This is a genomic window from Microbacterium gawkjiense (genome assembly GCF_031932225.1).
GTDB lineage: Bacteria > Actinomycetota > Actinomycetes > Actinomycetales > Microbacteriaceae > Microbacterium > Microbacterium gawkjiense.
In genome coordinates this window covers 489,649-515,512 of the sequence record NZ_JAUZVV010000002.1, presented here as the reverse complement: position 1 = coordinate 515,512, position 25,864 = coordinate 489,649, and the positions used below count along the sequence as shown (strand labels likewise).

The window sequence follows — 25,864 nt, the reverse complement described above, 5'->3', positions numbered from 1 at the left end:
CCACCGCGGCGTCGAAGGAGACGGTCCCCAGCGCGCACGGGAACGCGGTGGACGCGATTCCGGTGGGTGTCATTTCGATGATCATGTCAGGGGACCTCCTTTCTCAGACTTCTGACGCGAGCACTGACACTAGACCCGGCCCGCGCGCGGCGTCAAGTGGGAAACGGGATTCGTCCGCTAGCGTGGACGGGACGACGACCCGGAGGACCCGCATGCACCTGAAGAGCGTGACGCTCAAGGGGTTCAAATCCTTCGCGCAGCCGACGACCTTCGCCCTCGAGCCCGGCGTCACGTGCATCGTCGGTCCCAACGGATCGGGCAAGTCGAACGTCGTCGACGCCCTCGCCTGGGTGATGGGCGAGCAGGGGGCGAAGACCCTCCGCGGCGGCAAGATGGAGGACGTCATCTTCGCCGGCACCGCGACGCGGGGTCCCCTCGGTCGCGCGGAGGTGCAGCTGACGATCGACAACGCAGACGGCGCGCTGCCGATCGAGTACAGCGAGGTCACGATCAGCCGGACCCTGTTCCGCAACGGGTCGAGCGAGTACGCGATCAACGGCGAGACCTGTCGGCTCCTCGACGTCCAGGAGTTGCTGAGCGATTCCGGGCTCGGGCGTGAGATGCACGTCATCGTGGGTCAGGGGCGACTCGACACCGTGCTGCAGGCGAGTCCCGAGGATCGGCGCGGCTTCATCGAGGAGGCCGCCGGCATCCTCAAGCACCGTCGCCGCAAGGAGAAGACGCTCCGCAAGCTCGAGGCGATGGAGGCGAACCTCACGCGGCTGAGCGACCTGGCCGGCGAGCTGCGGCGTCAGTTGAAGCCGCTCGGCAAGCAGGCCGAGGTCGCGCGCGAGGCGGCCACGATCGCCGCGGTCGTGCGCGACGCGAAGGCGCGCCTCTACGCCGATGAGATGTCGCGCCTCCGAGCGGAGCTGGCGGATCACGCCCGAGCCGAGCACGAGCGTCACGCCGAGCGGCTGGTCCTGCAGGACCGCGCTGACGGCTTGCGTCGCCGCATCGACGAGCTCGAGAACGATCAGCGCGCCGAGGCGGTCGATCGGGCGCGCGCCGTCACGTTCGAACTCGGCCGTGTCCAGGAGCGGCTGCGCGGGCTGTACTCGCTCGCCGGCCAGCGACTGTCGCTGCTCGACGACGACGGCGACCAGCCGGACACCGGGACCACCGTCACCCAGGCCGTCATCGACGACGCACGTCGGGAGATCGACGAGATCGCGTCGGGTCTCGGTGCCGCGCAGGATGCCGCCGCCGCCGCCGCGCGCGACGTCATCCGGGCGCGCGCCGAGCTCGATGCGCTCGACACCGACATCGCCGCGCAGAGTGCGCTGGTCTCCGAGCACGACATGCGGCTCGCCTCACTGAGAGGACGAGCCGAGGCAGCCGGGTCGAAGGCGGAGGCGCTTCGGCTGGCGGTGGAGAGGCAGCAGCGCGCCCTCGATGCAGCCGAGGAGCGTCGCGCCGACGCCGAAGGCGCGCTGGCGGCGATCGAACCGGCGACCGAGGGCCCCGCGGACGCCGCCGGGGAATACTCGGCCGCGTACGAACGCGCGCAGCGAGAGGCATCCGAAGCCGAATCCGAGGTGGGGTCGATACGCGACCGGTTGCACGCGGCGGAGCGGGAGCGCGAGTCGCTGCTCGCGGAGACGGCGGCCCTCGGCCGCGCCCTCGACATCCGCAACGCCGCCGCGGCGGTCGTCGATCGGGGTGGCGACGGCATCCGTGGCATCGTCAGCGATGCGATCCGCGTCTCGGCCGGCTATGAAGCGGCGATCGCCGCGGCACTCGGCGCCCTCGCCGAGGGGGTCCTCGTCGACGACTTCGAGGCCGCACGCGCGGTCATCGCGACGGTGCGCGAGCACGATCTGGGTTCGATCGACGTCGCCTTGGCCGACGGTCCTGCGGCTCCTCGCAGGACGCCCCTCGGAGCGGGGGTGACGTGGGCGGTCGATGTCGTCGAGGCGCCGGCGGGCCTCCGCGCCGTGCTCGCGGGTGTCGCGATCGCGGAGGATCTGGATGCGGCCCACGCTGCCGCGATGTCGGCCGCCGACGCGGGGGAGAGGGTCGTGGTGGTGACGCGCGCGGGCGAGACCGTGACGCCGAGCACGGTCCGTGCCGGTTCCGGGCAGTCGCGCTCACGTCTCGAGCTCGCCGCCGAGCGCGACGCGGCCCGTGTCCGTCTCGACGAGGTGACGGTGGTCGCGGATACCCTGCGTGAAGCGCTGACCGACGCGCAGGCTGCCTGGGATACGGCGCGCCAGCGTACCCGTGACGCCCTCGCCGCGCTGCGCGAGCACGACTCCGCTCTCGCGGCCCACGCGGAACAGCTCAACCGTGCGACCGTGCGTCTGGAATCCGCGGTGGCCGAGTGCGACCGGCTACGCGCCGGCCTCGCTCAGGCCGAGTCGGCGGCTCGGGATGCCGAGAACGCGGCACGGGCCGCGACGGAGGCCTTCAGCGCCGCCGAGGAGATGCCGCGTCCGATCCTGGATGCGTCCGCCCGGGACGGTCTGCTCGATGCGCTCGAGTCGGCTCGGGCGCGCGAGATGGACACACGCCTCGACGTCGAAACGCTCCGGGAACGGGTGCGTGCCGCCGAGAGCCGCGTGGTGCAACTCGAACGTCAACGCGAGAAGGAGCGCGCAGCCGCCGAGGCGGCCGCCCGTCGAGCCGTGATCCGACGCGCGCAGCGGGCGATCGCATCCGAGGTCGTCGGTGCGCTGCCGCCCGTCCTCGACTCGATCGACCGGTCGACGGCGCAGGCGCGGGTCGAGCTGGAACGCGCGGAGCAGACGCGGACGGCGCTGACGGCCGAGTTGGCCGAGCTTCGGAAGGAGGATGCGGCGGCCCGCGAGAGGCTGAATCGCCTCACCGAGTCGGTGCACGGCCTCGAATTGCAGATGCACGAGAAGCGGCTGCATGTGCAGAGCCTCCTCGACCGGGTGCAGTCCGAGCTCGGCCTCTCCGAGGATATTCTCCTCGCGGAATATGGTCCCGACGCCCCCGTCCCGGGAGCGGAGGAGGGCGAGGCGTCGCCGTTCGACCGCTCGGCGCAGATGCGCCGATTGCAGGATGCGGAGCGCAAGCTGGCGCAGTTGGGTCGCGTGAATCCTCTTGCCCTGGAGGAGTTCGCCGCGCTCGAGCAGCGTCACGCATTCCTCACCGAGCAGCTCGACGACCTCGTCCGCACCCGGACGGATCTGCTCACGATCATCGAGGAGCTCGACGAGCGGATGCAGACGATCTTCCTCGCGGCCTTCGAGGACACCAAGGTCGCCTTCGGGGAGGTGTTCCCGATCCTCTTCCCCGGGGGCACGGGCTCCATCTCGCTCACCGACCCCGACAACCCGCTCACAACCGGGATCGACGTCGCCGTCCGACCCGTAGGCAAGAAGATCGAGCGGCTGTCGCTCCTCTCGGGTGGGGAGAGGTCCCTCGCGGCGGTCGCGCTCCTGACGGCGATCTTCAAGGCGCGGCCGAGTCCCTTTTACATCCTCGACGAGGTCGAGGCCGCCCTCGACGATGCGAATCTCGGTCGTCTGCTCGGCGTGTTCGAGCAGCTGCGCGAATCGAGTCAGCTGATCGTCATCACGCATCAGAAGCGGACGATGGAGATCGCGGACGCCCTATACGGCGTGTCGATGCGTCAGGACGGCGTCTCCGCCGTCGTGGGACAGCGCGTGCGCGAGCGGGCGGGCGTCTGAGCGCAGCGAGTGTGCGCTAGCGTGTGCCCAGCGGGGACGGTGTCGTCGTCGCTGACACCAGACAAGGGGTGGGGATGAGGATTTCGGTGCACGCGGGAACGCTGCGGCGGAGTGCGGTGGCGACGATGCTGGCGGCGGCGCTCGTCGCAGCGCCGGTGACGATGACGGCGGCCGCGGCCGCGCCGACGGCCGCGGCGTCACAGGTGCGGGCGATCGTCCCGGCCGCGAAGTCGCCGATCAAGACCTTCAAGAACTGCACGGCGCTCAACAAGACCTACAAGGGCGGTGTCGCCCGGGCGGGGGTGACCCACAACACGGTCAGCGGCAAGAAGAAGCCGTTCAAGGTCAAGCCCTATGTCTCGACGGCGCTCTACAACGCCAACAAGAAGATGGACCGCGACAAGGACGGCATCGCCTGCGAGAAGCGCTGACGCGGTCAACTAGCCTGGGTGCATGGCGGAGAGCTCCTGGTCCCTCGGTCGCGCGCTGCGCGGCATGTTCGTCAAGCCGACGATCGATGAGAACACTTGGGAGGACCTCGAGACCGCGCTGCTCACCGCCGACTTCGGGCCCGATATCACCGAACGCATCGTCGACGAGCTTCGCGAGAAGGTCGAGCGGTATCGCACGACGGATCCCAAGGACCTGCAACGGATGCTGCGCGAGACGCTCGAGGAGCACTTCGCGAAGTTCGACACGACCCTCCGGCTGACGGAGCGCCCCGCGGTGGTGCTCGTGGTCGGGGTCAACGGGGTCGGCAAGACGACGACGATCGGGAAGTTCGCGAGCTACCTCAAGCGCTTCGGACGGACGGTGGTGGTGGGCGCGGCCGACACTTTCCGCGCGGCCGCGGTGGATCAGCTCGCGACGTGGGCCGAGCGCGGGGGAGCAGCGATAGTCCGCCCGCAGCACGAGGGGCAGGACCCGGCATCCGTCGCCTTCCAGACGATCGAGCACGCGATCCGCACCGGGACCGAGATCGTCCTCGTGGACACGGCCGGCCGCCTGCACACCAAGGGCGGCCTCATGGACGAGTTGACCAAGATCCGCCGGGTCATCGAGAAGCAGGCGCCCATCAGTGAGGTCCTCCTCGTGCTCGATGCCACCACCGGCCAGAACGGGGTCATGCAGGCCGAGGCGTTCCTCGAGCACGCCGGAGTGACGGGGCTCGTCCTGACGAAGCTCGACGGCTCGGCCCGCGGCGGGTTCGTGCTCGCGGTCCAGGAGCGCACCGGCATCCCGGTCAAGCTCCTCGGTCAGGGTGAGGGGATCGGCGATCTGACCGGTTTCACGCCCCACGTCTTCGCATCCGCCCTCGTCGATTGACCCAGGCGGTCGCGCGCGACCGTCAAGGCTGGTTTCATTGATGCATGGCGATCGAGCACGACTACTTCGGACTTCTCGAGTCCGGACCCGACGGGTCGATCTTCTGGTCGGAGGTCGTGGACTTCGGTGATCAGCGGGTGACCGTCGACCTCACCGCGCCCGACCAGGACGACGTCTCGATCGACGCCCTCGACGTCGCGGCCGCCATGATCGCGGCGTTGGAGACCATCGATCTGCGTGCCCGGAACGCGATGGTCTCCGAGCTGGACGATCGCACGAGCGAGGTCACGGAGTTCATTCTCCAGCAGCAGGAGATGCTGGGCGAGGACATCGAGGACCTGCTCGTCGACGTCTCGGGTGACACCCACATGGACGTCATCCGCTCCCTGCAGCTGATGAGCATGACGATCCTCGCCGACGAGCACGGGGGCAAGGACCCTTTCGCGGTGCTGGAGTACGCCCTCGACCCTGACTCGACCGACGACGTCCTCCTGGTCAACCTCGACGTCTCGGGCGCCGTCCAGTCGGTGACCAGCGCCGACTGAACGGTCTGCGTCACCGGGCGGTCAGCCGCGCGACGCGTGCGCCCAGTCGATCGCGTCCCGCAGGGTAGCGAGATCCCGGTACCAGGTCTTCACCTCGGTGCGGCATCGCACCCGCTCGACGCGGGTGTCGTATTCACTGCACTCGGCGAGTGCTTCGGAGTCGGTCGGGGGGTACTCGGCGGATCCGTCGTAGTACCCGATCTCGAACCCGTTCGCGGCGTCACCGGTCACGGACACCACGGTGTCAGGCGCGGGCTCGGGCACATCGTGCGTGGTCGGCGCGGAGGCCGTGTGGGGGAGCAGGGCGGCGAGCGCCATGGCCGCGCCGAGAGCGGTCGCGAGCGGAAGTGAAGTACGCATGTGTCTCCTTCGGTGAGGCCGGTGCGTCCGGCATCCCGAAAGTAAGAAGCGTCGCGCCGCGCGCGATCCCGTCCGTGCCAGGTGGGGGAGGGATGCGGCCGCGCCCGACCTGGGGAGGAGGCGTCAGACCGCCTGGGCGAATCCCTCGGCGTCGGCCTCGTCGGCGAGGTGCGCCAGCGCCGCCGGGATCTCGCGACCCTTCGACCGCATCGAGCGCGCCCAGAGCCGCCCGGCGCGGTACGACGAGCGCACGAGCGGCCCGGCCAGGACCCCGAGGAACCCGATGGACTCGGCGAGCTCGCGCAGTTCGACGAACTCCTGCGGCGTGACCCACCGCGCCACGGGAAGGTGACGCGGCGTGGGGCGGAGGTACTGCGTGAGGGTGATGATGTCGGTACCGGCGGCATGCAGGTCGCGCAGTGCGTCCTCCACCTCGTCGCGTTCCTCACCCATCCCGAGGATCAGATTCGACTTCGTGATGATTCCTGCGTCCCGTGCGCGGGTGAGGACGCCGAGCGACCTCTCGTACCGGAACGCCGGTCGGATCCGCTTGAAGATGCGGGGCACGGTCTCGACGTTGTGCGCGAAGACCTCGGGGCGCGACGCGAACACGACGTCCAGGAGCTCAGGGTCACCGTTGAAGTCCGTGGCGAGGAGCTCCACACCCGTACCGGGGTTGTCGGCGTGGATGCGGCGGACGGTCTCCGCATTGAGCCACGCGCCGCCGTCGGGCAGGTCGTCGCGCGCGACGCACGTCACGGTCGCATACCGCAGGCGCATGCGGGTGACGCTCTCGGCGACACGGCGTGGCTCGTCGGTGTCGTAGTCGGCCGGTTTGCCCGTGTCGATCTGGCAGAAGTCGCACCGCCTCGTGCACTGCGAGCCGCCGATGAGGAACGTGGCCTCCCGGTCCTCCCAGCACTCGAAGATGTTCGGGCAACCGGCCTCCTGACAGACGGTGTGGAGTCCCTCGTCCTTGACGAGTCCCTGCAGCTCCCGGTACTCGGGACCCATCTTCGCCTTCGTGCGGATCCATTCCGGCTTGCGCTCGATCGGGGTCTCGGCGTTGCGGACCTCCAATCGGAGCATCCGGCGGCCTTCGGGTGCGGTGTTCGCGCTCACGCGGCGACCTCCGCTCCGTGCTCACGTGTGAACGCCGCGACGACGGCGGGGAGGACGTCCACGGGGGAGATGTCACGACCGGTGACCTGGCTGACGGTCGTCACCCCGGCATCCGCGATCCCGCAGGGGATGATGCTGCGGAACGGTTCGAGGGAGTTGTCGCAGTTCAGCGCGAAGCCGTGCATCGTGACTCCGCGCTGCACCCGGACCCCGATCGCCGCCACCTTCTCGAGCGACCCCGCCCGTTCGACCCAGACGCCACTGCGTCCGTCGACGCGCTCACCCGCGACACCGACGGTCCGGATGACCTCGATGAGCAGGTCCTCCAGCCGGCGGACGTGCGCGACGACGTCGACGGGTTCCGGAAGTCGGACGAGCGGGTAGCCCACGAGTTGTCCGGGACCGTGCCAGGTGATCTTGCCGCCGCGGTCGACGTCCACGACGGGCGTTCCGTCGACCGGCCGCTCGTGCCGTGCCGTACGCGCGCCCGCCGTGTAGACGGCTTCGTGTTCGAGGAGGAGCAGCGTGTCGGGGCGGGTGCCCGCGACGATGTCGGCGTGCAGGGTGCGCTGGAGGTCCCAGCCCTGCCGATACGGGACGAGGTCGGGGGCCATCCCTACGGTGCGGATCTCGATCACGAGGCCATCTCCTGTTTGTTGGACTGCGTGCAACAATACGCGACGATAGGCTCCTCGCATGACGACCGGCCGACCACGCGCATCCTCTCGGGAGGTGCTTTCCGAGGCGGCGTGCGAGCTCTTCCTCGAGCGCGGGTACGACGCCACATCGGTCACCGACGTCGCCGTCCGCGCGGGCGTGAGCAGATCCAGCTTCTTCAACTACTTCGAGTCGAAGGAAGCGATCCTGTGGTCCTCGCTCGACCGTCGGATCGACCGGTTGCGCGCACGGGTGCCGCTGTCCGAACCCGTCGCCGGGCTCATCGAGCTCTGCGACGGCTTCGCGCCGGACAGCCTTGCCCTCGCGCTCGTCCACGCCGAGGCGATGGGCGTGCAGGACGAGATCGAGCGGGGAGCCGCCGTCCGTCAGGCGCGGATCGCCCGGGCTCTTTCGGCATCCTGGTCCGCGCTCGGGGCACCACCCGTCGCCGCCGAGATCGCGGGTGCCGCCCACGCTGCGGCCGTCATGATCGCCATCGAAGGGTGGGCCCGCTCGGGCGCCGGCAGATCGTCTTTGCCTGACGAACTCGCCCGCGCTCTGGCGGTGGCCGCGGCCACGCTTCCGTCCCTCGCCGGCGCGACGACGGGACTCGACTAAACTCGAGCCATCATGGCTACCTTCGGCACGCTCTCCGATCGTCTCACCGAGACCTTCCGCAACCTCCGCACGAAGGGCAAGCTCTCGCCCGCCGACATCGACGGGACCGTGCGCGAGATCCGTCGCGCCCTCCTCGACGCCGACGTGGCGCTCCAGGTCGTCAAGGACTTCACCGGCAAGGTTCGCGAGCGCGCCCTCGGTGACGAGGTGAACCGCGCCCTCAACCCGGCGCAGCAGGTCGTCCAGATCGTGAACGAGGAGCTCGTCGCCATCCTGGGCGGCCAGCAGCGGCGACTGCAGTTCGCGAAACAGCCCCCCACCGTCATCATGCTCGCCGGCCTGCAGGGCTCCGGTAAGACGACGTTCGCCGGGAAGCTGGCGAAGCAGCTCGAGAAGGACGGTCACACTCCGCTCCTGGTCGCCTGCGACCTGCAGCGTCCGAACGCCGTCAACCAGCTGACCGTGGTGGCCGAGCGCGCAGGTGCCGCCATCTACGCGCCCGAGCCCGGCAACGGGGTCGGCGACCCGGTGAAGGTCGCCCGTGACGGCGTCGAGTACGCGCGCCGCCAGCAGTACGACACCGTCATCATCGACACCGCGGGACGCCTGGGCGTGGACGCGGAGCTGATGAAGCAGGCCGCGAACATCCGCAAGGCGACCGATCCCGACGAGGTCCTCTTCGTCATCGACGCGATGATCGGACAGGACGCCGTGAACACGGCGAAGGCGTTCCAGGACGGCGTCGACTTCACCGGCGTCGTGCTGTCGAAGCTGGACGGCGACGCCCGCGGCGGTGCGGCGCTGTCGGTGGCGTCGGTCACCGGCCGCCCCATCATCTTCGCGTCGACCGGTGAAGGCCTCGACGACCTGGAGGCTTTCCACCCCGACCGGATGGCGAGCCGCATCCTCGACCTCGGTGACATCCTCACCCTCATCGAGCAGGCGCAGCAGGCATTCGACGAGGAGGAAGCGCAGCGCGTCGCGCAGAAGCTCGCGACCGAGCAGTTCACCCTCGAGGACTTCCTCGAGCAGCTCCAGCAGGTCCGCAAGATGGGCTCGATGAAGAAGATGCTGGGGATGCTGCCCGGCATGGGCCAGATGAAGCAGCAGATCGAGAGCTTCGACGAGCGCGAGATCGACCGCACCGAGGCGATCATCCGGTCCATGACCCCCGGCGAGCGCCGGAACCCCAAGGTCCTGAACGGATCGCGGCGACTCCGCATCGCGCGCGGCTCGGGGATGACGGTCACCGACGTCAACCAGCTCGTACAGCGCTTCGATCAGGCCGCCAAGATGATGAAGACCGTGGCGCGGGGCGGGGTGCCCTCCATGCCCGGGATGGGTGCGATCGGCGGTAAGCCGGGCGCATCGAGCAAGCGCGGCAAGAAGCAGAAGAGCAGCGGGGGGTCGAGGTCGGGCAACCCCGCCAAGCGCGCGGCCGAGAACGCGGGCCTCGCGGCGGCGAACACCGCACCCTCGGGCTCGGGCTTCGGTCTCGGCGGCGCGCCGCAGCCGAGCGAGGCGGACCTGGCCGAGATCCAGAAGCTCTTCGGCAAGGGCTGAGAGCTCAGCCGACCGAGACGACCTCGCGCAGTGTGGGGCCGCCCCGGAACTCGCGGATGAGGTGCTGGACCACCTCGCGCAGGTCTCCGTCGGCGGCATCGGCCACGCGGGTCTGACGCGCGTAGCTGGCGCCCTGGTCGAGGATCTGCGTGACCCCCGCGAACTCCTTCGCGCAGTGGAGCTCCGCGGCGAGCGGCGCGAGGGCCTCGGTCACCTCGCGCAGATGGTCGGCGACGGGACGCTGCCGGCCGGCGCGGTCGACGATGACGTCGGCATCCAGTCCGTAGCGTGCTGCCCGCCACTTGTTCTCGCGGACGAACCACGGCTGGATGGTGGGGAGCGGGCGACCCTCGTCGATCATGCGCGAGAAATGCTCGGCCAGCACCTGGACCAGGGCGGCGACGGCGGCGAGCTCGGGGAGCGTCGACATCCCGTCGCAGGCGCGGATCTCGATCGTGCCCCACCGCGGCGCCGGTCGGATGTCCCAGCGGACCTCGGTGGAGTCCGCCATGACGCCGGTCCGCTCCATGTCCGCGAGGTAGGCCTCGTACTCCGCCCAGGACTCGAGAGGCCAGGGCAGCCCCGCGGTCGGGAGCTGCTGGAAGACGAGGGCGCGGTTGGATGCGTAGCCCGTGCGGTCGCCTGCCCAGAACGGGCTGGAAGCGGACAGGGCCTGCAGATGGGGGAGGTAGGCGGAGAGCGCGTTGATCATCGGGAAGACCTTCGCGACGTCTTCGACCCCGACGTGCACGTGGATGCCCCAGATCATCATGTTGCGCCCCCACCACTGGGTGCGCTCGATGAGCTTGTGGTACCGGGTCTTGTCGGTCACCTGCTGGTCGTACCACCGGGCGAACGGGTGACTGCCCGCGCACAGGAGCTCGATGTCGCGGGGATCGGTGACGGTGCGGACCAGGGCGATCGCATCGGCGATGTCGTCCACGGCTGCGGCCACCGTGTCGCCCACGCCGCTGGTGACCTCGATCGTGTTGGTGAGCAGTTCACCGGTGACGGTGTGACGCTCGTGACGGGTCTGCTCCTCGATCTGGTCGAGGATCGCGGGCGCCTCCGGGACCAGATCGCCGGTGGTCCGGTCGGCCAGCATGATCTCCCACTCGATCCCGACGGTCGAACGAGCGGATGTGGCGAAGGTCACCGTCATGGGGCCAGTGTGTCACGCGCGTCCGGCGGTTCGCGGCATCCCTCCGCATCTGGCAGAATGGACGGTTGGACCGCCTTGCCCGACCCTCTATCCGGCTCGGAGGTCCACCGCAGAGCTCCCGCCGGGTGTGCACCCCACGCTCCAGGCGACGTTCATCATCACTCGCAACACCATTCAGGAGAATTGTGGCTGTCAAGATCCGTCTGAAGCGCATGGGCAAGATCCGTGCGCCGTACTACCGCATCGTCGTCGCCGACTCGCGCACCAAGCGCGACGGCCGCGTGATCGAGGAGATCGGCAAGTACCACCCGACCGAGCAGCCCTCGTTCATCGAGGTCGACTCGGAGCGCGCGCAGTACTGGCTCTCCGTCGGTGCGCAGCCGACCGAGCAGGTCGCCGCCATCCTCAAGCTCACGGGCGACTGGGGCAAGTTCAAGGGCGACAAGGACGCCGTCTCCACCGTGAAGACGGCGGAGCCCAAGGCGCCGTTCGAGCTCGACTCGTCCAAGAAGTCGGTCATCAAGCCGAAGGCGGAGAAGAAGGCCGAGGCGCCCGCCGCCGACGCCGAGGCCGCCGACGACGCGACCGAGTCCGAGTAAGACCTTGCTGGCCGCCGCGCTCGAACACATCGTCAAGGGGATCGTCGATCACCCGGACGACGTCACCATCGCCTCCAGCTCGTCGCCCCGCGGCGAGGTGCTGGAGGTGCGTGTGCACCCCGACGACCGGGGTCGTGTGATCGGGCGCGGCGGACGCACGGCGAAAGCCCTGCGTACCCTCATCTCCGCTCTGGCCGACGGTACGCGCGTCCGCGTCGACGTCGCGGACGACTGACGTGTCGGCGAAGTCGGCTCGCACGCAGCTCCGCGTCGGGCGCCTCGTCAAGGCGCACGGTCTGAAGGGCGCCCTCAAACTCGAGCTCTACACCGACGATCCCGACGGACGGTTCGTCCGGGGTGCGGAGTTCACCCTGCAAGTGCCGGAGTCCTCGCCCTGGCACGGAAAGACGGTGACGGTCCGCGAGTTCAAGTGGATGAACTCGCACCCGGTCGTCTTCCTGGACGGGATCGACGACCGCACCGCCGCGGAATCCATCGTCCGCGCCATCCTGTGGATCGACCAGGATGCCGCTGCGCCGGTCGTCGAGGACGACGCCTGGTACGACCACCAGCTGGTGGGGCTCGACGTCGTGCGCGACGGTGAGGTCGTCGGACGCGTGACGCGGGTCGACCACTTCCCGGCGCAGGATCTGCTGGGTGTCCAGCTGGCCGCGGACGACCGCGAGGTGCTCGTTCCCTTCGTCAAGGCCATCGTTCCCGAAGTGGACATGAGCGCCGGTCGTCTCGTCGTCACTCCGCCCGCCGGGTTGTTCGAAGACCTCCCCGGTGACGACGAGCCTCGTCCGGAGGCCGGCGACGAGGCCGACGCCGGGTCCTGACGTGCGCATCGACGTCGTCACGATCTTCCCCGCCTTCTTCGACGTCCTCGAAGTGTCGCTGCTGGGGCGCGCTCGGGGCGCGGGACTGCTCGACATCCGTGTCCACGACCTCCGCGATCACACGACCGACCGGCACCGCACCGTCGACGACACGCCCTATGGCGGCGGCGCCGGGATGGTCATGAAGCCCGAGCCGTGGGCGCAGGCCCTCGACGCGATCGTCGCCGGCTCCCACGAGAGGGTGACGGATGCGGCATCCGGACCGCTCTTCGTCTTCCCGTCGCCGGCGGGGGAGCGCTTCACCCAGTCCGTGGCGCGCGAGTGGAGCGCCGAATCGCACATCGTCTTCGGGTGCGGGCGGTACGAAGGCATCGACGAGCGCGTCTTCGCCTACGCCGCGACCATCGGCCGCGTGCGGCTCGTGAGCCTGGGGGACTACGTCCTGAACGGCGGCGAGGTCGCGGCGATGGCCATGATCGAGGCCGTCGGACGCCTCGTCCCGGGCGTCGTCGGCAACCCGGAGAGCCTCGTCGAGGAGTCGCACGAGGACGGCCTCCTCGAGTACCCCTCCTACACGAAGCCGGCATCGTGGCGCGGCTACGACGTTCCCGACGTCTTGCTCAGCGGACACCACGGGCGGGTCGCGCAGTGGCGGCGGGATCAGCAGGTGGAGCGGACCCGCCTACGGCGCCCGGACCTCCTCAGCGAGTGATCAGCTGGCGGAGGTCGCCGCGGCTGCCCGGCGGCGTAGCATCGGAGGATGCCCCTGCGTCGTGGATTCTTCTTCTGGCTCCTGCCGAGCGCGGTCATCCTGCCCCTGTGGCTGATCATCGGATGGATCGTGTCGGATGCCGGTGGCTGGGCGCTCGCCTGGGTGCTGGTCGTCGCGATCCCCTCCGTCCTCATCGGCCAGCTCGCCCTGACGCTCCTGATCCGTTCCCGCGGCACGGTCCGGCACACGCGCGCGGTCTCCTGGTGGGACGTCGGCGGCGTCGGTCTCTGGCACGTCCTGACCATCGCCGTGGGCTTCTTCTCGGAGGCGTGGTTCTGGCCTCTCCTCTTCGCGGCGACCGTCGTCTTCCTCGGCGTGTTCTGGCTGTCGCTGCGACAGCTGTTCCAGGAGACACGGCCCTCCGTCATCCTGCGCAGGTACACCGCGCCCGCTCGGACGCCCGAGAGCGTGGTCGTCGTCGAGGAGAAGCGCGACCCGCTCGTGTGAGGCCGCGCGCCGCGGTTTGGCGGCCGTCGGCATCCATGGCAGAATGACCCTTTGTGCCCTGACAGTTCTCTGCCTCGGGGGAGTTCGGAGCCCAGTCGGCTCCGACGGGCGCCACATCCTTTTCTCCTCTTACTCTCGCGGTCGACCTGAGGCGGTCGCAGGAAGTGACGATCATGCAGATCCTCGACTCCGTCGACGCAGCCTCGCTGCGCTCCGACATCCCCGTCTTCAACGCCGGCGACACCGTGAAGGTGCACGTCAACATCACCGAAGGCAACCGTTCGCGCATCCAGGTGTTCCAGGGTGTCGTCATCGGCCGCTCCGGTGACGGCGTCCGTGAGACCTTCACGGTCCGCAAGATCAGCTTCCAGGTGGGCGTCGAGCGCACCTTCCCGGTGCACAGCCCGGTGATCGACCACATCGAGGTCATCACCCGCGGTGACGTGCGTCGCGCGAAGCTCTACTACCTGCGCGAGCTGCGTGGCAAGAAGGCCAAGATCAAGGAGAAGCGCGACAACTGATCGCGTTCTCCACTGGATGCCCCGGGACCGAGTCCCGGGGCATCCGTCGTTCCCGGGTGTTTCGGTGCTCGGCGTCCACATGATGTGCGACGCTGGTGGATGGTCGCCGAACCCCGGCACCGGTGAAGGACAGCATGACCACCGATTCCCCGTCCCCGACGCTCGGCAGCGACTCCGATTCCCGTCCCCGACGCGGACCGTGGCCGTTCATCCGGGACGTCCTGGTGATCCTCCTGGTGGCCGTCCTCGTGTCCTTCCTCGTCAAGACCTTCCTGGTGCGGTCGTTCTACATCCCGTCCGGCTCGATGGAGCGCACGCTGTTGAAGGGCGACCGCATCCTCGTCGACGAGTTGACGCCGCGGTTCAACGGGTACGAACGCGGCGACGTCGTCGTCTTCCGAGACCCCGGCGGGTGGCTCCCGACGACGTACGAGCCGGCGCAGCCTCCGTTGGCGGCGGCGCTGGACTGGCTGGGATCCCTCGTCGGTCTCACGGCATCCGACAGCGACGACCACCTCATCAAACGCATCATCGGTCTGCCCGGCGATCACGTGGTGTGCTGCAACGCGCTCGGGCAGGTCACCGTCAACGACGTGCCCATCGACGAGACGCCCTACCTGGACCTCGGTCCGTCCCAGTCGGCTCCCGACGAGTTCGACTACGACGTCACGGTGCCGGAGGGCTCGATCTGGGTGCTCGGCGACAACCGCGACAACTCGCAGGACTCGCGGTACCAGCAGGAGCAGCCGGGGCAGGGGTTCGTTCCGATGGACAACATCGTCGGGCGGGCGTTCCTCATCACGTGGCCGTTCGACCGGTTCGGTCTCATCGATTCGCACCACGACGTGTTCCGCGGGGTGCCGGCGCCGTGATGGCCGTGGTCGCGCCGACGCTGTCGCTCGAGCGTCGACTGCTCCGGGAGCATCCCCTCGTGATCGCGTGCGACGAGGTCGGCCGGGGCGCGCTGGCGGGGCCCGTCGCGGTCGGCGCGGTCGCCGCGGATGCCGCGTTCAGCCGGCGTCGCGTGCCGGAGGGACTGCGCGACTCGAAGCTCATCGTCGAAACGCGCCGAGCGGGGATGGCGGAACGCGTCCGGGCCTGGGTGCCCGCCCACGCGGTGGGGTGGGCGTCGGCGGCGGAAGTGGACGAGGTCGGGATCATCCGGGCCCTGGGCCTTGCCGCCGCGCGCGCCATCGAAGAGCTCCGCGTGCAGGGTGTCGACATCGGCGATGCCCTGGTGGTCCTCGACGGGAACCACGACTACATCACCCCGGTCGCGCCGGTGGGTCGCGGCGTCCTGCCCATCATCAAGGCCGACCGTGACTGCGCGTCGGCGTCGGCGGCATCCGTCATCGCGAAGGTGGCGCGGGACGAGCACATGAGCGAGCTGGACGCCGAGGCGCCGGTCTACGGATGGGCCCGCAACAAGGGGTACGCGAGCGCGGAACACCGCGCGGCCATCGAGGAGCACGGTCTTTCCGGACACCACCGTGCGTCGTGGTCGATCGCGGCCGCCCCGACCCTGTTCTAGGTCCGGGGCCGTTCGCCGCCCGCCTAGGATGGAGTCACCATGGATGACGAAGTCTTCGAGGACTACGACCGCGAACTCGAGCTGGCCCTGTACAAGGAGTACCGCGACGTCGTCGGTCAGTTCCAGTACGTGATCGAGACCGAGCGCCGGTTCTACCTCGCCAACGAGGTCAACGTCGTCCGCCGCGACACCGAGCACGACTTCTACTTCGAGATCTCGATGAACGACGTGTGGGTGTGGGACATCTACCGCGCCGACCGGTTCGTGAAGTCCGTGCGGGTGCTCACCTTCAAGGACGTGAACGTCGAGGAACTCCAGCGGCGCGACTTCCAGCTGCCGGAGGAGCTCTCGCTCGACGGCTGAGCCTCCTCCCCAGGAGTCGTCCCTCCGCGTCCGTCCACCGGGGTTGGTCGACGACCCCGTTCGTCGGGACGCGCGGGCCACGCTGGTCGCATGGCAGCGAAAGACGACCTCGGACGGGCCGGTGAGGAGCGCGCCGAGCGGCATCTGCGTGCCGGCGGGTATCGGATCCTCGACCGGAACTGGCGTACCCACGGCGGGGAGATCGACATCGTCGCGGCGCACGGGGCCGATCTCGTGGTCGTCGAGGTGAAGACCCGCCGGGGGGAGTGGTTCGGGCATCCGTTCGCCGCCGTCGACGCCCGCAAGCGGGATCGCCTGTGGCGGCTGGCCGCCGCGTGGATCGTGGCACACCCCGAGGCGGCTCGGGGACGCCGACTGCGACTCGATGTCATCGGCATTACGGGACCCGACCCGGAGTCGGCCGTGGTGGAGCACCTCGAGGACCTGAGATGAGCCTGGGGCGCACGTGGTCGGTCGTCCTCACCGGGCTGGTCGGCGACATCGTCGAGGTGGAGGCCGATCTGTCGAACCAGGTGCCGGGCTTCTCCATCATCGGATTGGCAGACAAGGCGATCGGGGAGGCGCAGCAGCGCGTGCACAACGCGTGCGCGAACAGCGACCTCCCGCTCCCGCGGCGACACGTGACGGTCAATCTGTCACCGGCGAACCTCCCGAAGCGCGGATCCGCGCTGGACGTCGCTGTCGCGATCGCCGCGGTGGCGACGGAGGCCCCACTCGACCGGCAGTCGCTGGCCGAGACCGTCCACCTGGGGGAGCTCGGGCTCGACGGTCGTCTGCGCCCGGTCTCCGGCGTGCTGCCCGCGGTCCTGGCGGCCGCTCGCGCAGGGTTCCGTCGCGTCATCGTGCCGCACGCGAACCTCTCCGAGGCGGAGTTGGTCGACGGGATCGAGGTCCGCGGCGCGGTCAGCCTGCGTGATGTCGCCCGCGCTCACGGCCTCGACGTCCCCGATGTCGTCGCCGAACCCGTGTCGGCCCCCGAGAGCGCGCCGGCGGAGGAGGAGTCGGTCCCCGATCTCGCGGACGTCATCGGGCAGAGCGATGCGGTCGAGGCGCTCATCGTCGCCGCGGCGGGCGGACACCACGTCCTCATGAGCGGTCCGCCCGGGGCGGGCAAGACGATGCTCGCCCGCAGGCTGCCCGGGCTCCTCCCGGACCTGGATGACGAGACGGCGTTGCAGGTCGCATCGATCCGATCGCTCGCAGGTCTGCCCGTCACCACCCTCCGACGGCGACCGCCCTTCGAGGCGCCGCACCACACCGCATCCGCCGTCGCGCTCGTCGGGGGCGGCAGCCGCATCCTCCAGCCGGGGGCGATCGCGAGGGCGAGCGGCGGAGTGCTCTTCCTCGACGAGGCCGGGGAGTTCAGCGGCCACGCGCTCGACGCCCTCCGGCAGCCGCTCGAGTCCGGTCGCATCGAGATACACCGAGTGGGGTTCCGCGCCGTGCTCCCGGCTCGCTTCCAACTGGTGGTCGCGACGAACCCCTGCCCCTGCGGCAACTACGGGATCCCCGGGGGCGTCTGCTCGTGCCCGTCGCTGGCCATCCGCCGCTACCTCGGCAGGCTCTCCGGTCCGTTGATCGACCGCATCGACATCGAGCTCGGTCTCCAGCGGGTGTCGGCGACGCAGACGGTGGGCGCCGGTGTCACGAGCGCCGCCGCCCGTGAGCGCGTCCGGGCGGCACGCGACCGCGCACGACGACGGCTCGCCGGCACACCGTGGACGACCAACGGCGAGGTCGACGGCACGTGGCTGAGATCGGGACCTCTGCGCCCCGCGCCCGAGATCACCAGGCCGCTCGACGACGCCCTGCACCGGGGATCGCTGACGCTGCGCGGGTACGACCGCGTGCTGCGCGTCGCGTGGACCCTTGCGGACCTCGCCGGCAGAGAGCGCCCGGACGCGGCCGACATCGGCGGAGCCCTGTTCCTGAAGCGCGGGGCATCGTCGTGCTGACCGTGAGCCTCGCTCGGCAGCGCGAGCGATTGGCCGGTCTTGTGCCGGAAGACGTCCTCGCGGACGAGGATGCCGTCGCCCACCATCACGCCTGCGCCGTCTGGTCGTGCCTGACGGAACCCGGTGACGGCGTCGCGGGATCCCTCATCGCGGAACTCGGCGCGGTCGCTGCGCTCCACGTCGCGTGGGCGAGCGGCGGGCCGACCTCGGCGGAGCTCGAGGCGGGAAGACGGCGGTGGCATGCGCGGCGGGACTCCGTCGAGGATGCGTTCGATCGCGCACGGCGGGTGGGCGCCCAGCTCCTGGTCCCCGGCGGTCACGGGTGGCCGCGGGCGGTCGACGATCTCGGCGTCCACGCACCGCGCGCCCTGTGGGCACGCGGTGACACCACGGCGTTGAGCGGTGCGCGTCCGGCTCTGGCCCTCGTCGGTGCGCGGGCCGCCACCGGGTACGGCGAGCACGTGACGGGGGAGTTCGCCACGCATCTGGTGCGCGCGGGCGTCTGCGTCGTCTCCGGCGGGGCCTACGGCATCGACGGCATGGCCCACCGTGCCTCGCTCGCAGCCGGCGGCGTGACGGTGGCCGTCCTCGCCGGCGGTGTCGACCGTGCCTATCCGTCGGGCCATGCGGACCTCCTCGCGCGGATCGCCTCGGGTCCGGGTGTCGTGGTCGCCGAGGTGCCCTGTGGGACCGCGCCGACGAAATGGCGCTTCCTCCAGCGGAACAGGCTGATCGCGGCGTTGTCGGGAGCGACGGTCGTCATCGAAGCGGGGTGGCGCAGCGGCTCGCTCAACACCGCGGGGCATGCCGCCGCGCTCGGGAGACCCCTGGGCGCCGTCCCGGGACCTGTGACGAGCGCCGCATCGGCAGGGTGCCATCGACTGCTCCGCGAGTACGACGCGCGGTGCGTGACCTCCGCCGACGAGGCCCGCGAGCTCCTGGGACTCGACAGCCCCCGGGTCGACGCGTCCTCCGAACGGGTCGATGATGCGACGAGGATCCTGGACGCCCTGAGCGCCCGCAGCCCGCGGACCCCGGACGACGTCGCCCGTCGCGCCGGATTCGCCGCCGGCGAGGCCAGGGGCCTGCTGGCGCTGCTCGAGCTCGACGGCCGCGCGCAGCGCGGACCGGAGGGGTGGCGCCGCGCCCCGGCGGCGCGGTGACCATCCGTCGGGCAGAGGCCTCCCCGCACGCCTCGCGCCGGAAGGGCGAGGGGCGAGGCATCCTGGGAGGATGCGGATGTCGGAGGCGGTCGAGCTTTACACGGAGCATCTGGCCAGGGTGCGGCGGCTGTCGCCGGCCACGGTCCGCGCCTACCGGGCCGACCTCGCCGACCTCGTGGCCTTCGCGGACGACCCGGCGGTCGCCGACCTCGACGTCGAGGACCTGCGCGAGTGGCTCTGGTCCGCCACGCAGCGCGGCATCTCCCGCGCGAGCCTCGCGCGGCGCACCGCCTCGATGCGCGGGTTCTTCGGGTGGCTGTCCGCCGAGCGGATGCGGGAAGACGACCCGACACTCCGCCTCGTGACGCCCAAGCGCGGTCGCACCCTTCCGACCGTCGCCGCCGCGGCGGAGCTCGACACCGTGCTGGAAGCGCAGCGCGTCGACGCCGATGGAACAGGAGACCCCGTCGCGCTGCGGGATGCGGCACTGCTGGAGCTCCTCTACGGCGCCGCCCTCCGCGTGTCGGAGGCCTGCGGGCTCGACCTCGGGTCGCTCGACCGCGCAGCGGCGACCGTCCGCGTCCTCGGCAAAGGCGGAAAGGAGCGAGTGGTCCCCTACGGCGCTCCAGCGGCCCGAGCCGTCGATGCGTGGTTGGTCCGCGGGCGACCCGCTCTTCTGACCGACCCCGGGATCACCGCCTTGTTCCTCGGAGCCCGCGGCGGCCGTCTCGGTGTCCGCACGGCCTACGAGGTCGTCCGTCGCACGCTCGGCCCCGTGATCGGCGCGGATGCCGTCGGTCCCCACGCCCTGCGGCATTCGGCGGCGACGCACCTGCTCGACGGGGGCGCGGACCTCCGGGCCGTCCAGGAGATGCTCGGACACGCGAGTCTCGGCACGACGCAGATCTACACGCACGTCTCGACCGAACGGCTCACAGCCGCGTATCGACTGGCCCACCCCCGGGCCTGAGACACCCGGACCTCCAGGTCAGCAACACGGCAGCAGGATCGCTCTCGGCACCCGCCCGAGCAGCAGGAGCGGGTTGACGTACTCCCCGTCCAGCCGGACGCCGACGTGAAGCGTCCCCGCGGGCGCGTGGCCTCCCGTGGACACGGTGCCGATCGGATCGCCGGCGTCCACCATGACGCCCACGGCGACGGAGGGCGCGATCGGCTCGACGCTCGTGACCCACCCGCCGCCGTGGTCGATCGTGACGACACCGCGGTCGACGACCGTTCCCGCGAAGGCGACCACCCCCGCCGCCGGTGCGACGACGGGACCCGCCATGGGTCCGATGTCGATTCCCCGGTGGCCCGCGCCGTAGTCGTGGGCGGGGGCTTCGAACGGGGCGACCACGCTCGCACCCTCCGCCGGCAGTCGCCAGTCCGGCCCGCCGTCGGGGACCGCGTCGACGCGCAGAGGTGTCAGCAGGACGAGGGTGGCGGCAGCCACCAGAGCCAGGGTCACGCGGCGGATCGAGGGCATGACCCGATGGTGCTCCGCGACGTGGCCGGCACGGGCGTCCCGCTCGGCGACGGGGGATGGATCGTGGCGGGCGGCGGCGGGGGAGGAGGTCTCGTTCTTGCTATGCTGGTGGGGCACCCCGTCCGTCGGGGTGACTACGCGTGCCCACAGCGGCTCGATCCGACACCGTCGATCGACATCGCGGCATCCCACCCAACGGTCTCCTCCGGGAGCGGGTGCGTGCCGGGCACCAGGCTCGCCGCGACCATCGTCCGGCGCGATCAACCACAACGAACAGGAGAACGGCCATGGCCGTCGTCACCATCCGCCAGCTGCTCGACAGCGGCGTTCACTTCGGACACCAGACCCGTCGGTGGAACCCGAAGGTCAAGCGCTTCATCCTCACGGAGCGCAGCGGCATCCACATCATCGACCTGCAGCAGTCGCTCGGGTACATCGACAAGGCGTACGAGTACGTGCGCGAGACGGTCGCCCACGGCGGCACGATCCTCTTCGTCGGCACCAAGAAGCAGGCGCAGGAGATCATCGCCGAGCAGGCCACGCGTGTCGGTCAGCCCTTCGTCAACCAGCGGTGGCTCGGTGGTCTCCTCACCAACTTCTCGACGGTCTCCAAGCGCCTCGCGCGCATGAAGGAGCTCGAGGAGCTCGACTTCGAGAACCCGGCCGAGAGCGGCTTCACGAAGAAGGAGCTCCTCCTCAAGAAGCGCGAGCTCGACAAGCTCCACAAGTCGCTCGGTGGTATCCGCAACCTGCAGAAGACCCCGTCGGCGATCTGGGTCGTCGACGCCAAGCGCGAGCACCTCGCCATCGACGAGGCCAAGAAGCTCGGCATCCCCGTGATCGGCATCCTCGACACGAACGCCGACCCCGACGAGTTCCAGTTCCCGATCCCGGGCAACGACGACGCGATCCGCTCGGTCAGCCTGCTGACGCGCATCATCGCCGACGCCGCTGCCGAGGGCCTCATCCAGCGCCACAACCCGACCGACGAGTCGGCCGAGGCCGAGCCGCTGGCCGACTGGGAGCGCGAGCTGCTCGAGTCCGCTCCGGCCAAGCAGACCGAGGCCCCCGCCGCCGAGGCGCCCGCTGACGAGGCCCCCGCCGCGGAGGAGGCCGCTGAGGCTCCCGCCGCCGACGGGACCGCCGAGGCGAAGTCCGCCGAGTGATCATCCCGCCTGTGCCCCGCCATCCGCGGGGCACAGGCGCCTGGAAACACCCACCCAACTACTGAGGAGCCGCCACCCATGGCAAACTTCACCATCGCCGACATCAAGGCGCTGCGCGAGCAGCTCGGCACGGGAATGGTCGACACGAAGAAGGCGCTCGAGGAGGCCGACGGCGACCTCGAGAAGGCTGTCGAGATCCTGCGTCTCAAGGGCGCGAAGGGCAACGCGAAGCGTGCCGACCGCTCCACGAGCGAGGGACTCGTCGCCGCGAAGGAGCAGGACGGCAAGGTCACGCTCATCGAGCTGAACACCGAGACCGACTTCGTCGCGAAGAACGAGCGCTTCATCGCGCTGTCGGAGAAGGTCCTCGACGCCGCTGCCGCGGCCGGTGCCGACTCCGCCGAGGAAGCCCTCGCGGCCGACGCCGGCGGCAAGACCGTCGCCGACCTCATCTCGGACGAGGCCGCCATCATCGGCGAGAAGGTCGAGCTGCGTCGCGTGCGCACGCTGTCCGGGGACGCCTTCCAGGTGTACCTGCACAAGACCAGCAAGGACCTGCCCCCGCAGGTCGGCGTCGTCGTCGCCTACTCGGGTGATGACGCCGAGACGGCTCGCTCGATCGCGCAGCACATCTCGTTCGCGAACCCGACGTACCTGTCGCGCGACGAGGTGCCCGAGGCGGATGTCGAGAAGGAGCGCGAGATCGTCACCGAGATCTCCCGCAACGAGGGCAAGCCCGAGGCTGCGCTCCCGAAGATCGTCGAGGGCCGCGTCAACGCGTTCTTCAAGCAGGTCGCCCTGCTCGACCAGGACTACGCCAAGGACAACAAGCTGTCCGTCGCGAAGGTCGCGGCCGACGCCGGGATCACGGTCACCGGCTTCGCCCGCTTCAAGGTCGGCGCGTAAGCACATGAGAAAGGGGTTCGCATCGGATGATGCGAACCCCTTTTCCATGCCGTTCGATAGTCTCCCCCTAGATGAGAGGATCCCCGCGTGATCGACGAGAACACCGGACGCCGTCGCGTCCTTCTGAAACTGTCCGGCGAAGCGTTCGGCGCAGGACAGCTGGGGGTCAACCCCGATGTCGTCAGCCAGATCGCACAGGAGATCGCCGCAGCGGTCGACCGGGTCGAGGTCGCCGTCGTCGTCGGCGGCGGCAACTTCTTCCGCGGCGCCGAACTCAGTCAGCGCGGGATGGACCGCGGGCGTGCCGACTACATGGGCATGCTCGGCACCGTCATGAACGCGCTCGCCCTTCAGGACTTCCTCGAACAGGCGGGTGCGGCGACCCGTGTCCAGTCCGCCATCTCGATGACCCAGGTCGCGGAGCCCTACATCCCGCGGCGGGCGGAGCGTCACCTCGAGAAGGGGCGCGTCGTCATCTTCGGCGCCGGTGCCGGCCTGCCGTACTTCTCCACCGACACCGTCGCGGCGCAGCGTGCGCTCGAGATCGGCGCCGTCGAGGTGCTCGTGGCGAAGAACGGCGTGGACGGCGTCTACACGGCCGACCCGAGGACGGATGCCTCGGCCGAGAAGCTCGACACGATCACCTACCGTGACGCACTGCAGCGCGGGCTGAAGGTCGTCGACTCGACCGCGTTCAGCCTTTGCATGGACAACGGCATGGACATGCGCGTGTTCGGCATGGAGCCCGGCGGCAACGTGACCCGCGCGCTCCTCGGCGAATCGATCGGCACCCTCGTCAGCGTCTGAGGCAGGGGACGCTGCCGACTAGACTTAACCGGACGTACCGACGAATGGAGAGACCGTGATCGCCGACATCCTGGCCGACACGAAGACCCGCATGGACCGCGCCGTGGAGGCCGCCAAGGAGGACTTCGCGACCGTCCGCACCGGACGGGCGAACCCGCAGCTCTTCCAGAAAGTCCAGGTCGAGTACTACGGCACGCCGACGCCGCTCGCGCAGCTCGCGTCGCTCAACGCTCCCGAGGCGCGCACCCTCGTGATCACGCCGTACGACAAGTCCGCGCTGAAGGCGATCGAGCAGGCGATCCGCGACATGCCGAACCTCGGGGCGAACCCGACGAATGACGGCAACATCGTCCGCGTGACGATGCCCGAGCTCACCGCGGACCGTCGCAAGGAGTACGTCAAGCTCGTCAAGAGCAAGGCGGAGGACGCGAAGGTCCACGTGCGCGGCATCCGCCGCAAGTCCAAGGACGAGCTGGACGCCCTGAAGGGCGAGGTGAGCGACGACGACCTCGCTCGGGCCGAGAAGGAGCTCGACGCGGTGACCAAGACGCACGTCGAGCTCATCGACGAGGCGTTGAAGCGCAAAGAGGCAGAACTCCTCGAGGTCTGAGAGCGCCATGTCCGAAGACGCACCGGGGAGCGCGGTCGGACCGGAGACGCCGCCGAGCAGATCCGAGCTGAAGCGGGCCGGTCAGGCGACGGGCGACCCGTCCTCGTTCCAGTCGCACGTCCGCGCGGCGCGCAGCGAGTTCGAGAGTCAGATCGAGCGTGCCCGGGTCGAGTTCGAAGAGGCCAACGAGCGCATCAACGCGCGATCGGGTCGCAACCTGATCATGGCGACCCTCATCGGCCTCGGCATCGGCGCGATCGTGCTGGGATCGCTCCTCTTCTGGAAGTGGGCGTTCATCGCGTTCGCGGTGCCGCTCTGTCTCCTCGGGGCGTTCGAGTTCTCGCGGGCCTTGCAGGCATCGGGCCGGCGGATCGACGTCCCCGCGCAGCTGACCGCCGGCGCGCTGGTGCTGGGCGCCGCCTTCGTCGGCTACCTCACGCAGTGGTTCGTGTTGTTCGCCGCCGTCGTCCTCGTGATCGTGTGGCGCCTCATCGCGCAGATGGCCGCCGGCGACGGTCGTCGCTACGGTGACGTCGTCACCGACGTCCTCGCGGGCGCCCTCGTCCAGCTGTACGTCGTCTTCCACGGCAGCCTGGCGCTCGTGATCCTGCGCCAGGAGCACGGTGAGCTGTGGTTGCTGGCCGTCCTCGTCATCGCGGTCTCGGTAGACACGGGGGCCTATGCGAGCGGGGTCGCTTTCGGGCGGCATCCCATGGCCCCGCGGATCAGCCCCAACAAGACGTGGGAGGGCTTCGCGGGTGCCGTCGTCGCGAGTCTGGTCGCCGGCGGACTGCTCGCCGTGCTGATGCTGCAGCTGCCGCTGTGGGCGGGTGCGGTCCTCGGGCTCGCGATCCTCGTGTCGGCGACGATCGGCGATCTCGGCGAATCGCTCATCAAGCGGGACCTCGGCATCAAGGACATGAGCTCCTTCCTGCCCGGTCACGGCGGAGTACTCGATCGCCTCGACTCGATCCTGCCGTCGCTCGTCCCGGGTCTCGCCCTGTACATCCTCCTGAGCCCCCTGAGCGGACTGTCATGACCGAGCTCACCTCTCCCGCCGCCTTCCCGAAGACCTCGGGGCGTCGCAAGGGCTACGCCCCCCGCGCGGTCGACGAGTTCCTCGCCTCCGCGCGCGCCGCTTTCGAGGCCGACGACACCGACCTCACCTCCGCCGACGTCCGCGCCGCCGCGTTCCCGCTGGTGAGCGAGGGGTATGCGATCGACGCGGTCGACGCGGCCCTCGCCCGCATCGAGGATGCCTTCGCGCAGCGGGAGCGCGTGACGGCGATGAATCAGCGGGGCGCCCGCGCCTGGGTGGGGGCGTCCCGTGCGCTGGCGCAGGAGATCCTCGACCGCCTCTCTCGGAAGCCGCGACACCGCTTCCGTCGGGTTTCCCCGCTCCGTTTCGGGTACCGGGTCGACGAGGTGGATCTCGTCGCGGGTCGGATCGCGCGCTACCTCGAATCCGGGGAGGGGCTGACGATCGAACAGGTCCGTTCGGTCGCCTTCCGCATGCAGCTCCGCGGTTACGACGAGGCGCAGGTCGACGCCGTCCTCGACGCCGTCGTCGACGTCATGCAGTCCGTCGGTTGATGCGTGGCGGGTG

At 70.0% G+C, this 25,864-nt stretch carries 30 protein-coding genes; 25 read left to right on the top strand and 5 right to left on the bottom strand.

Annotated features, from left to right (window positions below; genetic code table 11):
* The first annotated feature begins 212 nt into the window (after nucleotides 1-212).
* From smc to Q9S71_RS10615, 4 genes are all read left to right on the top strand, one after another.
* Nucleotides 213-3,719 (top strand): chromosome segregation protein SMC, encoded by a 3,507-nt coding sequence (smc, locus tag Q9S71_RS10630; protein WP_311862281.1) that lies wholly within the window; start codon nucleotides 213-215, stop codon nucleotides 3,717-3,719.
* A 74-nt stretch (nucleotides 3,720-3,793) separates the two neighbouring features.
* Entirely contained in the window at nucleotides 3,794-4,150 is a 357-nt protein-coding gene (locus Q9S71_RS10625; RefSeq protein ID WP_311862280.1) for an excalibur calcium-binding domain-containing protein, read from the top strand.
* Nucleotides 4,151-4,172: 22 nt separating this feature from the next.
* Nucleotides 4,173-5,045 (top strand): signal recognition particle-docking protein FtsY, encoded by an 873-nt coding sequence (ftsY, locus tag Q9S71_RS10620; RefSeq protein ID WP_064001951.1) that lies wholly within the window; start codon nucleotides 4,173-4,175, stop codon nucleotides 5,043-5,045.
* A gap of 44 nt (nucleotides 5,046-5,089) precedes the next feature.
* Nucleotides 5,090-5,590 (top strand): DUF2004 domain-containing protein, encoded by a 501-nt coding sequence (locus tag Q9S71_RS10615; RefSeq protein WP_064001952.1) that lies wholly within the window; start codon nucleotides 5,090-5,092, stop codon nucleotides 5,588-5,590.
* A 21-nt stretch (nucleotides 5,591-5,611) separates the two neighbouring features.
* Here Q9S71_RS10615 and Q9S71_RS10610 read toward each other — a convergent pair whose 3' ends face one another.
* The 3 genes from Q9S71_RS10610 to lipB all read right to left on the bottom strand — a co-directional run bounded on the left by Q9S71_RS10610 (nucleotide 5,612) and on the right by lipB (nucleotide 7,710).
* On the bottom strand, nucleotides 5,612-5,950 hold the full coding sequence (locus tag Q9S71_RS10610) for a hypothetical protein (protein WP_064001953.1): 339 nt from the start codon (nucleotides 5,948-5,950) through the stop codon (nucleotides 5,612-5,614).
* 123 nt (nucleotides 5,951-6,073) lie between these two features.
* A complete protein-coding gene (gene lipA / locus Q9S71_RS10605; protein WP_311863244.1) occupies nucleotides 6,074-7,039 on the bottom strand; it encodes a lipoyl synthase in 966 nt (321 codons plus the stop codon).
* Nucleotides 7,040-7,068: 29 nt separating this feature from the next.
* Complete coding sequence (gene lipB / locus Q9S71_RS10600) at nucleotides 7,069-7,710, bottom strand: lipoyl(octanoyl) transferase LipB (protein ID WP_311862279.1); 642 nt, start codon at nucleotides 7,708-7,710, stop codon at nucleotides 7,069-7,071.
* Nucleotides 7,711-7,768: 58 nt separating this feature from the next.
* Between lipB and Q9S71_RS10595 the strand changes: the two genes are divergently transcribed.
* Both Q9S71_RS10595 and ffh read left to right on the top strand, forming a co-directional pair.
* On the top strand, nucleotides 7,769-8,347 hold the full coding sequence (locus Q9S71_RS10595) for a TetR/AcrR family transcriptional regulator (RefSeq protein WP_311862278.1): 579 nt from the start codon (nucleotides 7,769-7,771) through the stop codon (nucleotides 8,345-8,347).
* Between the two features lie 12 nt (nucleotides 8,348-8,359).
* Nucleotides 8,360-9,910: a signal recognition particle protein gene (gene ffh, locus Q9S71_RS10590; RefSeq protein ID WP_311862277.1), complete on the top strand. Its 1,551-nt coding sequence runs from the start codon at nucleotides 8,360-8,362 to the stop codon at nucleotides 9,908-9,910.
* A gap of 4 nt (nucleotides 9,911-9,914) precedes the next feature.
* Here the strand turns inward: ffh and Q9S71_RS10585 are convergent, their stop codons facing one another.
* Nucleotides 9,915-11,072: a glutamate--cysteine ligase gene (locus tag Q9S71_RS10585; RefSeq protein WP_311862276.1), complete on the bottom strand. Its 1,158-nt coding sequence runs from the start codon at nucleotides 11,070-11,072 to the stop codon at nucleotides 9,915-9,917.
* A 185-nt stretch (nucleotides 11,073-11,257) separates the two neighbouring features.
* Between Q9S71_RS10585 and rpsP the strand changes: the two genes are divergently transcribed.
* From rpsP to Q9S71_RS10520, 13 genes are all read left to right on the top strand, one after another.
* Complete coding sequence (gene rpsP, locus Q9S71_RS10580) at nucleotides 11,258-11,671, top strand: 30S ribosomal protein S16 (protein ID WP_064001959.1); 414 nt, start codon at nucleotides 11,258-11,260, stop codon at nucleotides 11,669-11,671.
* Between the two features lie 4 nt (nucleotides 11,672-11,675).
* Nucleotides 11,676-11,906 carry an RNA-binding protein gene (locus Q9S71_RS10575; protein ID WP_253035186.1) on the top strand — a complete coding sequence of 77 codons (231 nt, stop codon included), beginning with the start codon at nucleotides 11,676-11,678 and terminating at the stop codon, nucleotides 11,904-11,906.
* 1 nt (nucleotide 11,907) lies between these two features.
* Nucleotides 11,908-12,510 carry a ribosome maturation factor RimM gene (gene rimM / locus Q9S71_RS10570; protein ID WP_311862275.1) on the top strand — a complete coding sequence of 201 codons (603 nt, stop codon included), beginning with the start codon at nucleotides 11,908-11,910 and terminating at the stop codon, nucleotides 12,508-12,510.
* Between the two features lies 1 nt (nucleotide 12,511).
* Complete coding sequence (trmD, locus tag Q9S71_RS10565) at nucleotides 12,512-13,222, top strand: tRNA (guanosine(37)-N1)-methyltransferase TrmD (protein WP_311862274.1); 711 nt, start codon at nucleotides 12,512-12,514, stop codon at nucleotides 13,220-13,222.
* Between the two features lie 48 nt (nucleotides 13,223-13,270).
* Nucleotides 13,271-13,729, top strand: a complete 459-nt coding sequence (locus Q9S71_RS10560; protein WP_311862273.1) for an MFS transporter permease — start codon at nucleotides 13,271-13,273, stop codon at nucleotides 13,727-13,729.
* A gap of 173 nt (nucleotides 13,730-13,902) precedes the next feature.
* Entirely contained in the window at nucleotides 13,903-14,250 is a 348-nt protein-coding gene (gene rplS, locus Q9S71_RS10555; RefSeq protein ID WP_311862272.1) for a 50S ribosomal protein L19, read from the top strand.
* Nucleotides 14,251-14,384: 134 nt separating this feature from the next.
* Nucleotides 14,385-15,122, top strand: coding sequence for a signal peptidase I (gene lepB / locus Q9S71_RS10550; RefSeq protein WP_311862271.1), 738 nt, complete (start codon nucleotides 14,385-14,387; stop codon nucleotides 15,120-15,122).
* Nucleotides 15,122-15,781 (top strand): ribonuclease HII, encoded by a 660-nt coding sequence (locus Q9S71_RS10545; RefSeq protein ID WP_311862269.1) that lies wholly within the window; start codon nucleotides 15,122-15,124, stop codon nucleotides 15,779-15,781. The genes lepB and Q9S71_RS10545 overlap by 1 nt, the downstream gene beginning before the upstream one ends.
* A 39-nt stretch (nucleotides 15,782-15,820) precedes the next feature.
* Nucleotides 15,821-16,144, top strand: a complete 324-nt coding sequence (locus Q9S71_RS10540) for a DUF2469 family protein (protein WP_036309185.1) — start codon at nucleotides 15,821-15,823, stop codon at nucleotides 16,142-16,144.
* Between the two features lie 90 nt (nucleotides 16,145-16,234).
* A complete protein-coding gene (locus Q9S71_RS10535; protein ID WP_064001965.1) occupies nucleotides 16,235-16,597 on the top strand; it encodes a YraN family protein in 363 nt (120 codons plus the stop codon).
* Nucleotides 16,594-18,120: a YifB family Mg chelatase-like AAA ATPase gene (locus tag Q9S71_RS10530; protein WP_311862268.1), complete on the top strand. Its 1,527-nt coding sequence runs from the start codon at nucleotides 16,594-16,596 to the stop codon at nucleotides 18,118-18,120. The genes Q9S71_RS10535 and Q9S71_RS10530 overlap by 4 nt, the downstream gene beginning before the upstream one ends.
* A gap of 41 nt (nucleotides 18,121-18,161) precedes the next feature.
* Nucleotides 18,162-19,283: a DNA-processing protein DprA gene (gene dprA, locus Q9S71_RS10525; RefSeq protein ID WP_311862267.1), complete on the top strand. Its 1,122-nt coding sequence runs from the start codon at nucleotides 18,162-18,164 to the stop codon at nucleotides 19,281-19,283.
* 70 nt (nucleotides 19,284-19,353) lie between these two features.
* A complete protein-coding gene (locus tag Q9S71_RS10520; RefSeq protein ID WP_311862266.1) occupies nucleotides 19,354-20,253 on the top strand; it encodes a tyrosine recombinase XerC in 900 nt (299 codons plus the stop codon).
* Nucleotides 20,254-20,271: 18 nt separating this feature from the next.
* Here Q9S71_RS10520 and Q9S71_RS10515 read toward each other — a convergent pair whose 3' ends face one another.
* Complete coding sequence (locus Q9S71_RS10515) at nucleotides 20,272-20,769, bottom strand: peptidoglycan DD-metalloendopeptidase family protein (RefSeq protein ID WP_311862265.1); 498 nt, start codon at nucleotides 20,767-20,769, stop codon at nucleotides 20,272-20,274.
* 287 nt (nucleotides 20,770-21,056) lie between these two features.
* Here Q9S71_RS10515 and rpsB point away from each other — a divergent pair, with 287 nt between their 5' ends.
* The 6 genes from rpsB to Q9S71_RS10485 all read left to right on the top strand — a co-directional run bounded on the left by rpsB (nucleotide 21,057) and on the right by Q9S71_RS10485 (nucleotide 25,851).
* A complete protein-coding gene (gene rpsB, locus Q9S71_RS10510; RefSeq protein WP_311862264.1) occupies nucleotides 21,057-21,935 on the top strand; it encodes a 30S ribosomal protein S2 in 879 nt (292 codons plus the stop codon).
* 78 nt (nucleotides 21,936-22,013) lie between these two features.
* The gene (tsf, locus tag Q9S71_RS10505) at nucleotides 22,014-22,841 is read left to right on the top strand and encodes a translation elongation factor Ts (protein WP_064001970.1); all 828 of its coding nucleotides are present in this window, start codon (nucleotides 22,014-22,016) and stop codon (nucleotides 22,839-22,841) included.
* 87 nt (nucleotides 22,842-22,928) lie between these two features.
* A complete protein-coding gene (gene pyrH / locus Q9S71_RS10500) occupies nucleotides 22,929-23,648 on the top strand; it encodes a UMP kinase (protein WP_064001971.1) in 720 nt (239 codons plus the stop codon).
* A gap of 55 nt (nucleotides 23,649-23,703) precedes the next feature.
* On the top strand, nucleotides 23,704-24,258 hold the full coding sequence (gene frr / locus Q9S71_RS10495; RefSeq protein ID WP_217532011.1) for a ribosome recycling factor: 555 nt from the start codon (nucleotides 23,704-23,706) through the stop codon (nucleotides 24,256-24,258).
* A 7-nt stretch (nucleotides 24,259-24,265) separates the two neighbouring features.
* The gene (locus Q9S71_RS10490; protein WP_311862262.1) at nucleotides 24,266-25,297 is read left to right on the top strand and encodes a phosphatidate cytidylyltransferase; all 1,032 of its coding nucleotides are present in this window, start codon (nucleotides 24,266-24,268) and stop codon (nucleotides 25,295-25,297) included.
* Entirely contained in the window at nucleotides 25,294-25,851 is a 558-nt protein-coding gene (locus Q9S71_RS10485) for a DivIVA domain-containing protein (RefSeq protein ID WP_253034405.1), read from the top strand. The genes Q9S71_RS10490 and Q9S71_RS10485 overlap by 4 nt, the downstream gene beginning before the upstream one ends.
* Nucleotides 25,852-25,864: the final 13 nt, after the last annotated feature.

What these genes read in the sequence shown, in the direction of transcription:
- Q9S71_RS10610 (WP_064001953.1), bottom strand. Translation starts at nt 5,950, where the DNA reads ATGCGTACTTCACTTCCGCTCGCGACCGCTCTCGGCGCGGCCATGGCG.
- smc (WP_311862281.1), top strand. Translation starts at nt 213, where the DNA reads ATGCACCTGAAGAGCGTGACGCTCAAGGGGTTCAAATCCTTCGCGCAG.
- Q9S71_RS10485 (WP_253034405.1), top strand. Translation starts at nt 25,294, where the DNA reads ATGACCGAGCTCACCTCTCCCGCCGCCTTCCCGAAGACCTCGGGGCGT.
- rpsB (WP_311862264.1), top strand. Translation starts at nt 21,057, where the DNA reads ATGGCCGTCGTCACCATCCGCCAGCTGCTCGACAGCGGCGTTCACTTC.
- Q9S71_RS10540 (WP_036309185.1), top strand. Translation starts at nt 15,821, where the DNA reads ATGGATGACGAAGTCTTCGAGGACTACGACCGCGAACTCGAGCTGGCC.
- Q9S71_RS10515 (WP_311862265.1), bottom strand. Translation starts at nt 20,769, where the DNA reads ATGCCCTCGATCCGCCGCGTGACCCTGGCTCTGGTGGCTGCCGCCACC.
- lipA (WP_311863244.1), bottom strand. Translation starts at nt 7,039, where the DNA reads ATGCTCCGATTGGAGGTCCGCAACGCCGAGACCCCGATCGAGCGCAAG.
- Q9S71_RS10585 (WP_311862276.1), bottom strand. Translation starts at nt 11,072, where the DNA reads ATGACGGTGACCTTCGCCACATCCGCTCGTTCGACCGTCGGGATCGAG.
- rplS (WP_311862272.1), top strand. Translation starts at nt 13,903, where the DNA reads ATGCAGATCCTCGACTCCGTCGACGCAGCCTCGCTGCGCTCCGACATC.
- Q9S71_RS10625 (WP_311862280.1), top strand. Translation starts at nt 3,794, where the DNA reads ATGAGGATTTCGGTGCACGCGGGAACGCTGCGGCGGAGTGCGGTGGCG.
- ftsY (WP_064001951.1), top strand. Translation starts at nt 4,173, where the DNA reads ATGGCGGAGAGCTCCTGGTCCCTCGGTCGCGCGCTGCGCGGCATGTTC.
- Q9S71_RS10560 (WP_311862273.1), top strand. Translation starts at nt 13,271, where the DNA reads ATGCCCCTGCGTCGTGGATTCTTCTTCTGGCTCCTGCCGAGCGCGGTC.
- ffh (WP_311862277.1), top strand. Translation starts at nt 8,360, where the DNA reads ATGGCTACCTTCGGCACGCTCTCCGATCGTCTCACCGAGACCTTCCGC.
- Q9S71_RS10545 (WP_311862269.1), top strand. Translation starts at nt 15,122, where the DNA reads ATGGCCGTGGTCGCGCCGACGCTGTCGCTCGAGCGTCGACTGCTCCGG.
- Q9S71_RS10520 (WP_311862266.1), top strand. Translation starts at nt 19,354, where the DNA reads ATGCGGATGTCGGAGGCGGTCGAGCTTTACACGGAGCATCTGGCCAGG.
- Q9S71_RS10530 (WP_311862268.1), top strand. Translation starts at nt 16,594, where the DNA reads ATGAGCCTGGGGCGCACGTGGTCGGTCGTCCTCACCGGGCTGGTCGGC.
- lepB (WP_311862271.1), top strand. Translation starts at nt 14,385, where the DNA reads ATGACCACCGATTCCCCGTCCCCGACGCTCGGCAGCGACTCCGATTCC.
- Q9S71_RS10595 (WP_311862278.1), top strand. Translation starts at nt 7,769, where the DNA reads ATGACGACCGGCCGACCACGCGCATCCTCTCGGGAGGTGCTTTCCGAG.
- Q9S71_RS10535 (WP_064001965.1), top strand. Translation starts at nt 16,235, where the DNA reads ATGGCAGCGAAAGACGACCTCGGACGGGCCGGTGAGGAGCGCGCCGAG.
- tsf (WP_064001970.1), top strand. Translation starts at nt 22,014, where the DNA reads ATGGCAAACTTCACCATCGCCGACATCAAGGCGCTGCGCGAGCAGCTC.
- Q9S71_RS10615 (WP_064001952.1), top strand. Translation starts at nt 5,090, where the DNA reads ATGGCGATCGAGCACGACTACTTCGGACTTCTCGAGTCCGGACCCGAC.
- Q9S71_RS10490 (WP_311862262.1), top strand. Translation starts at nt 24,266, where the DNA reads ATGTCCGAAGACGCACCGGGGAGCGCGGTCGGACCGGAGACGCCGCCG.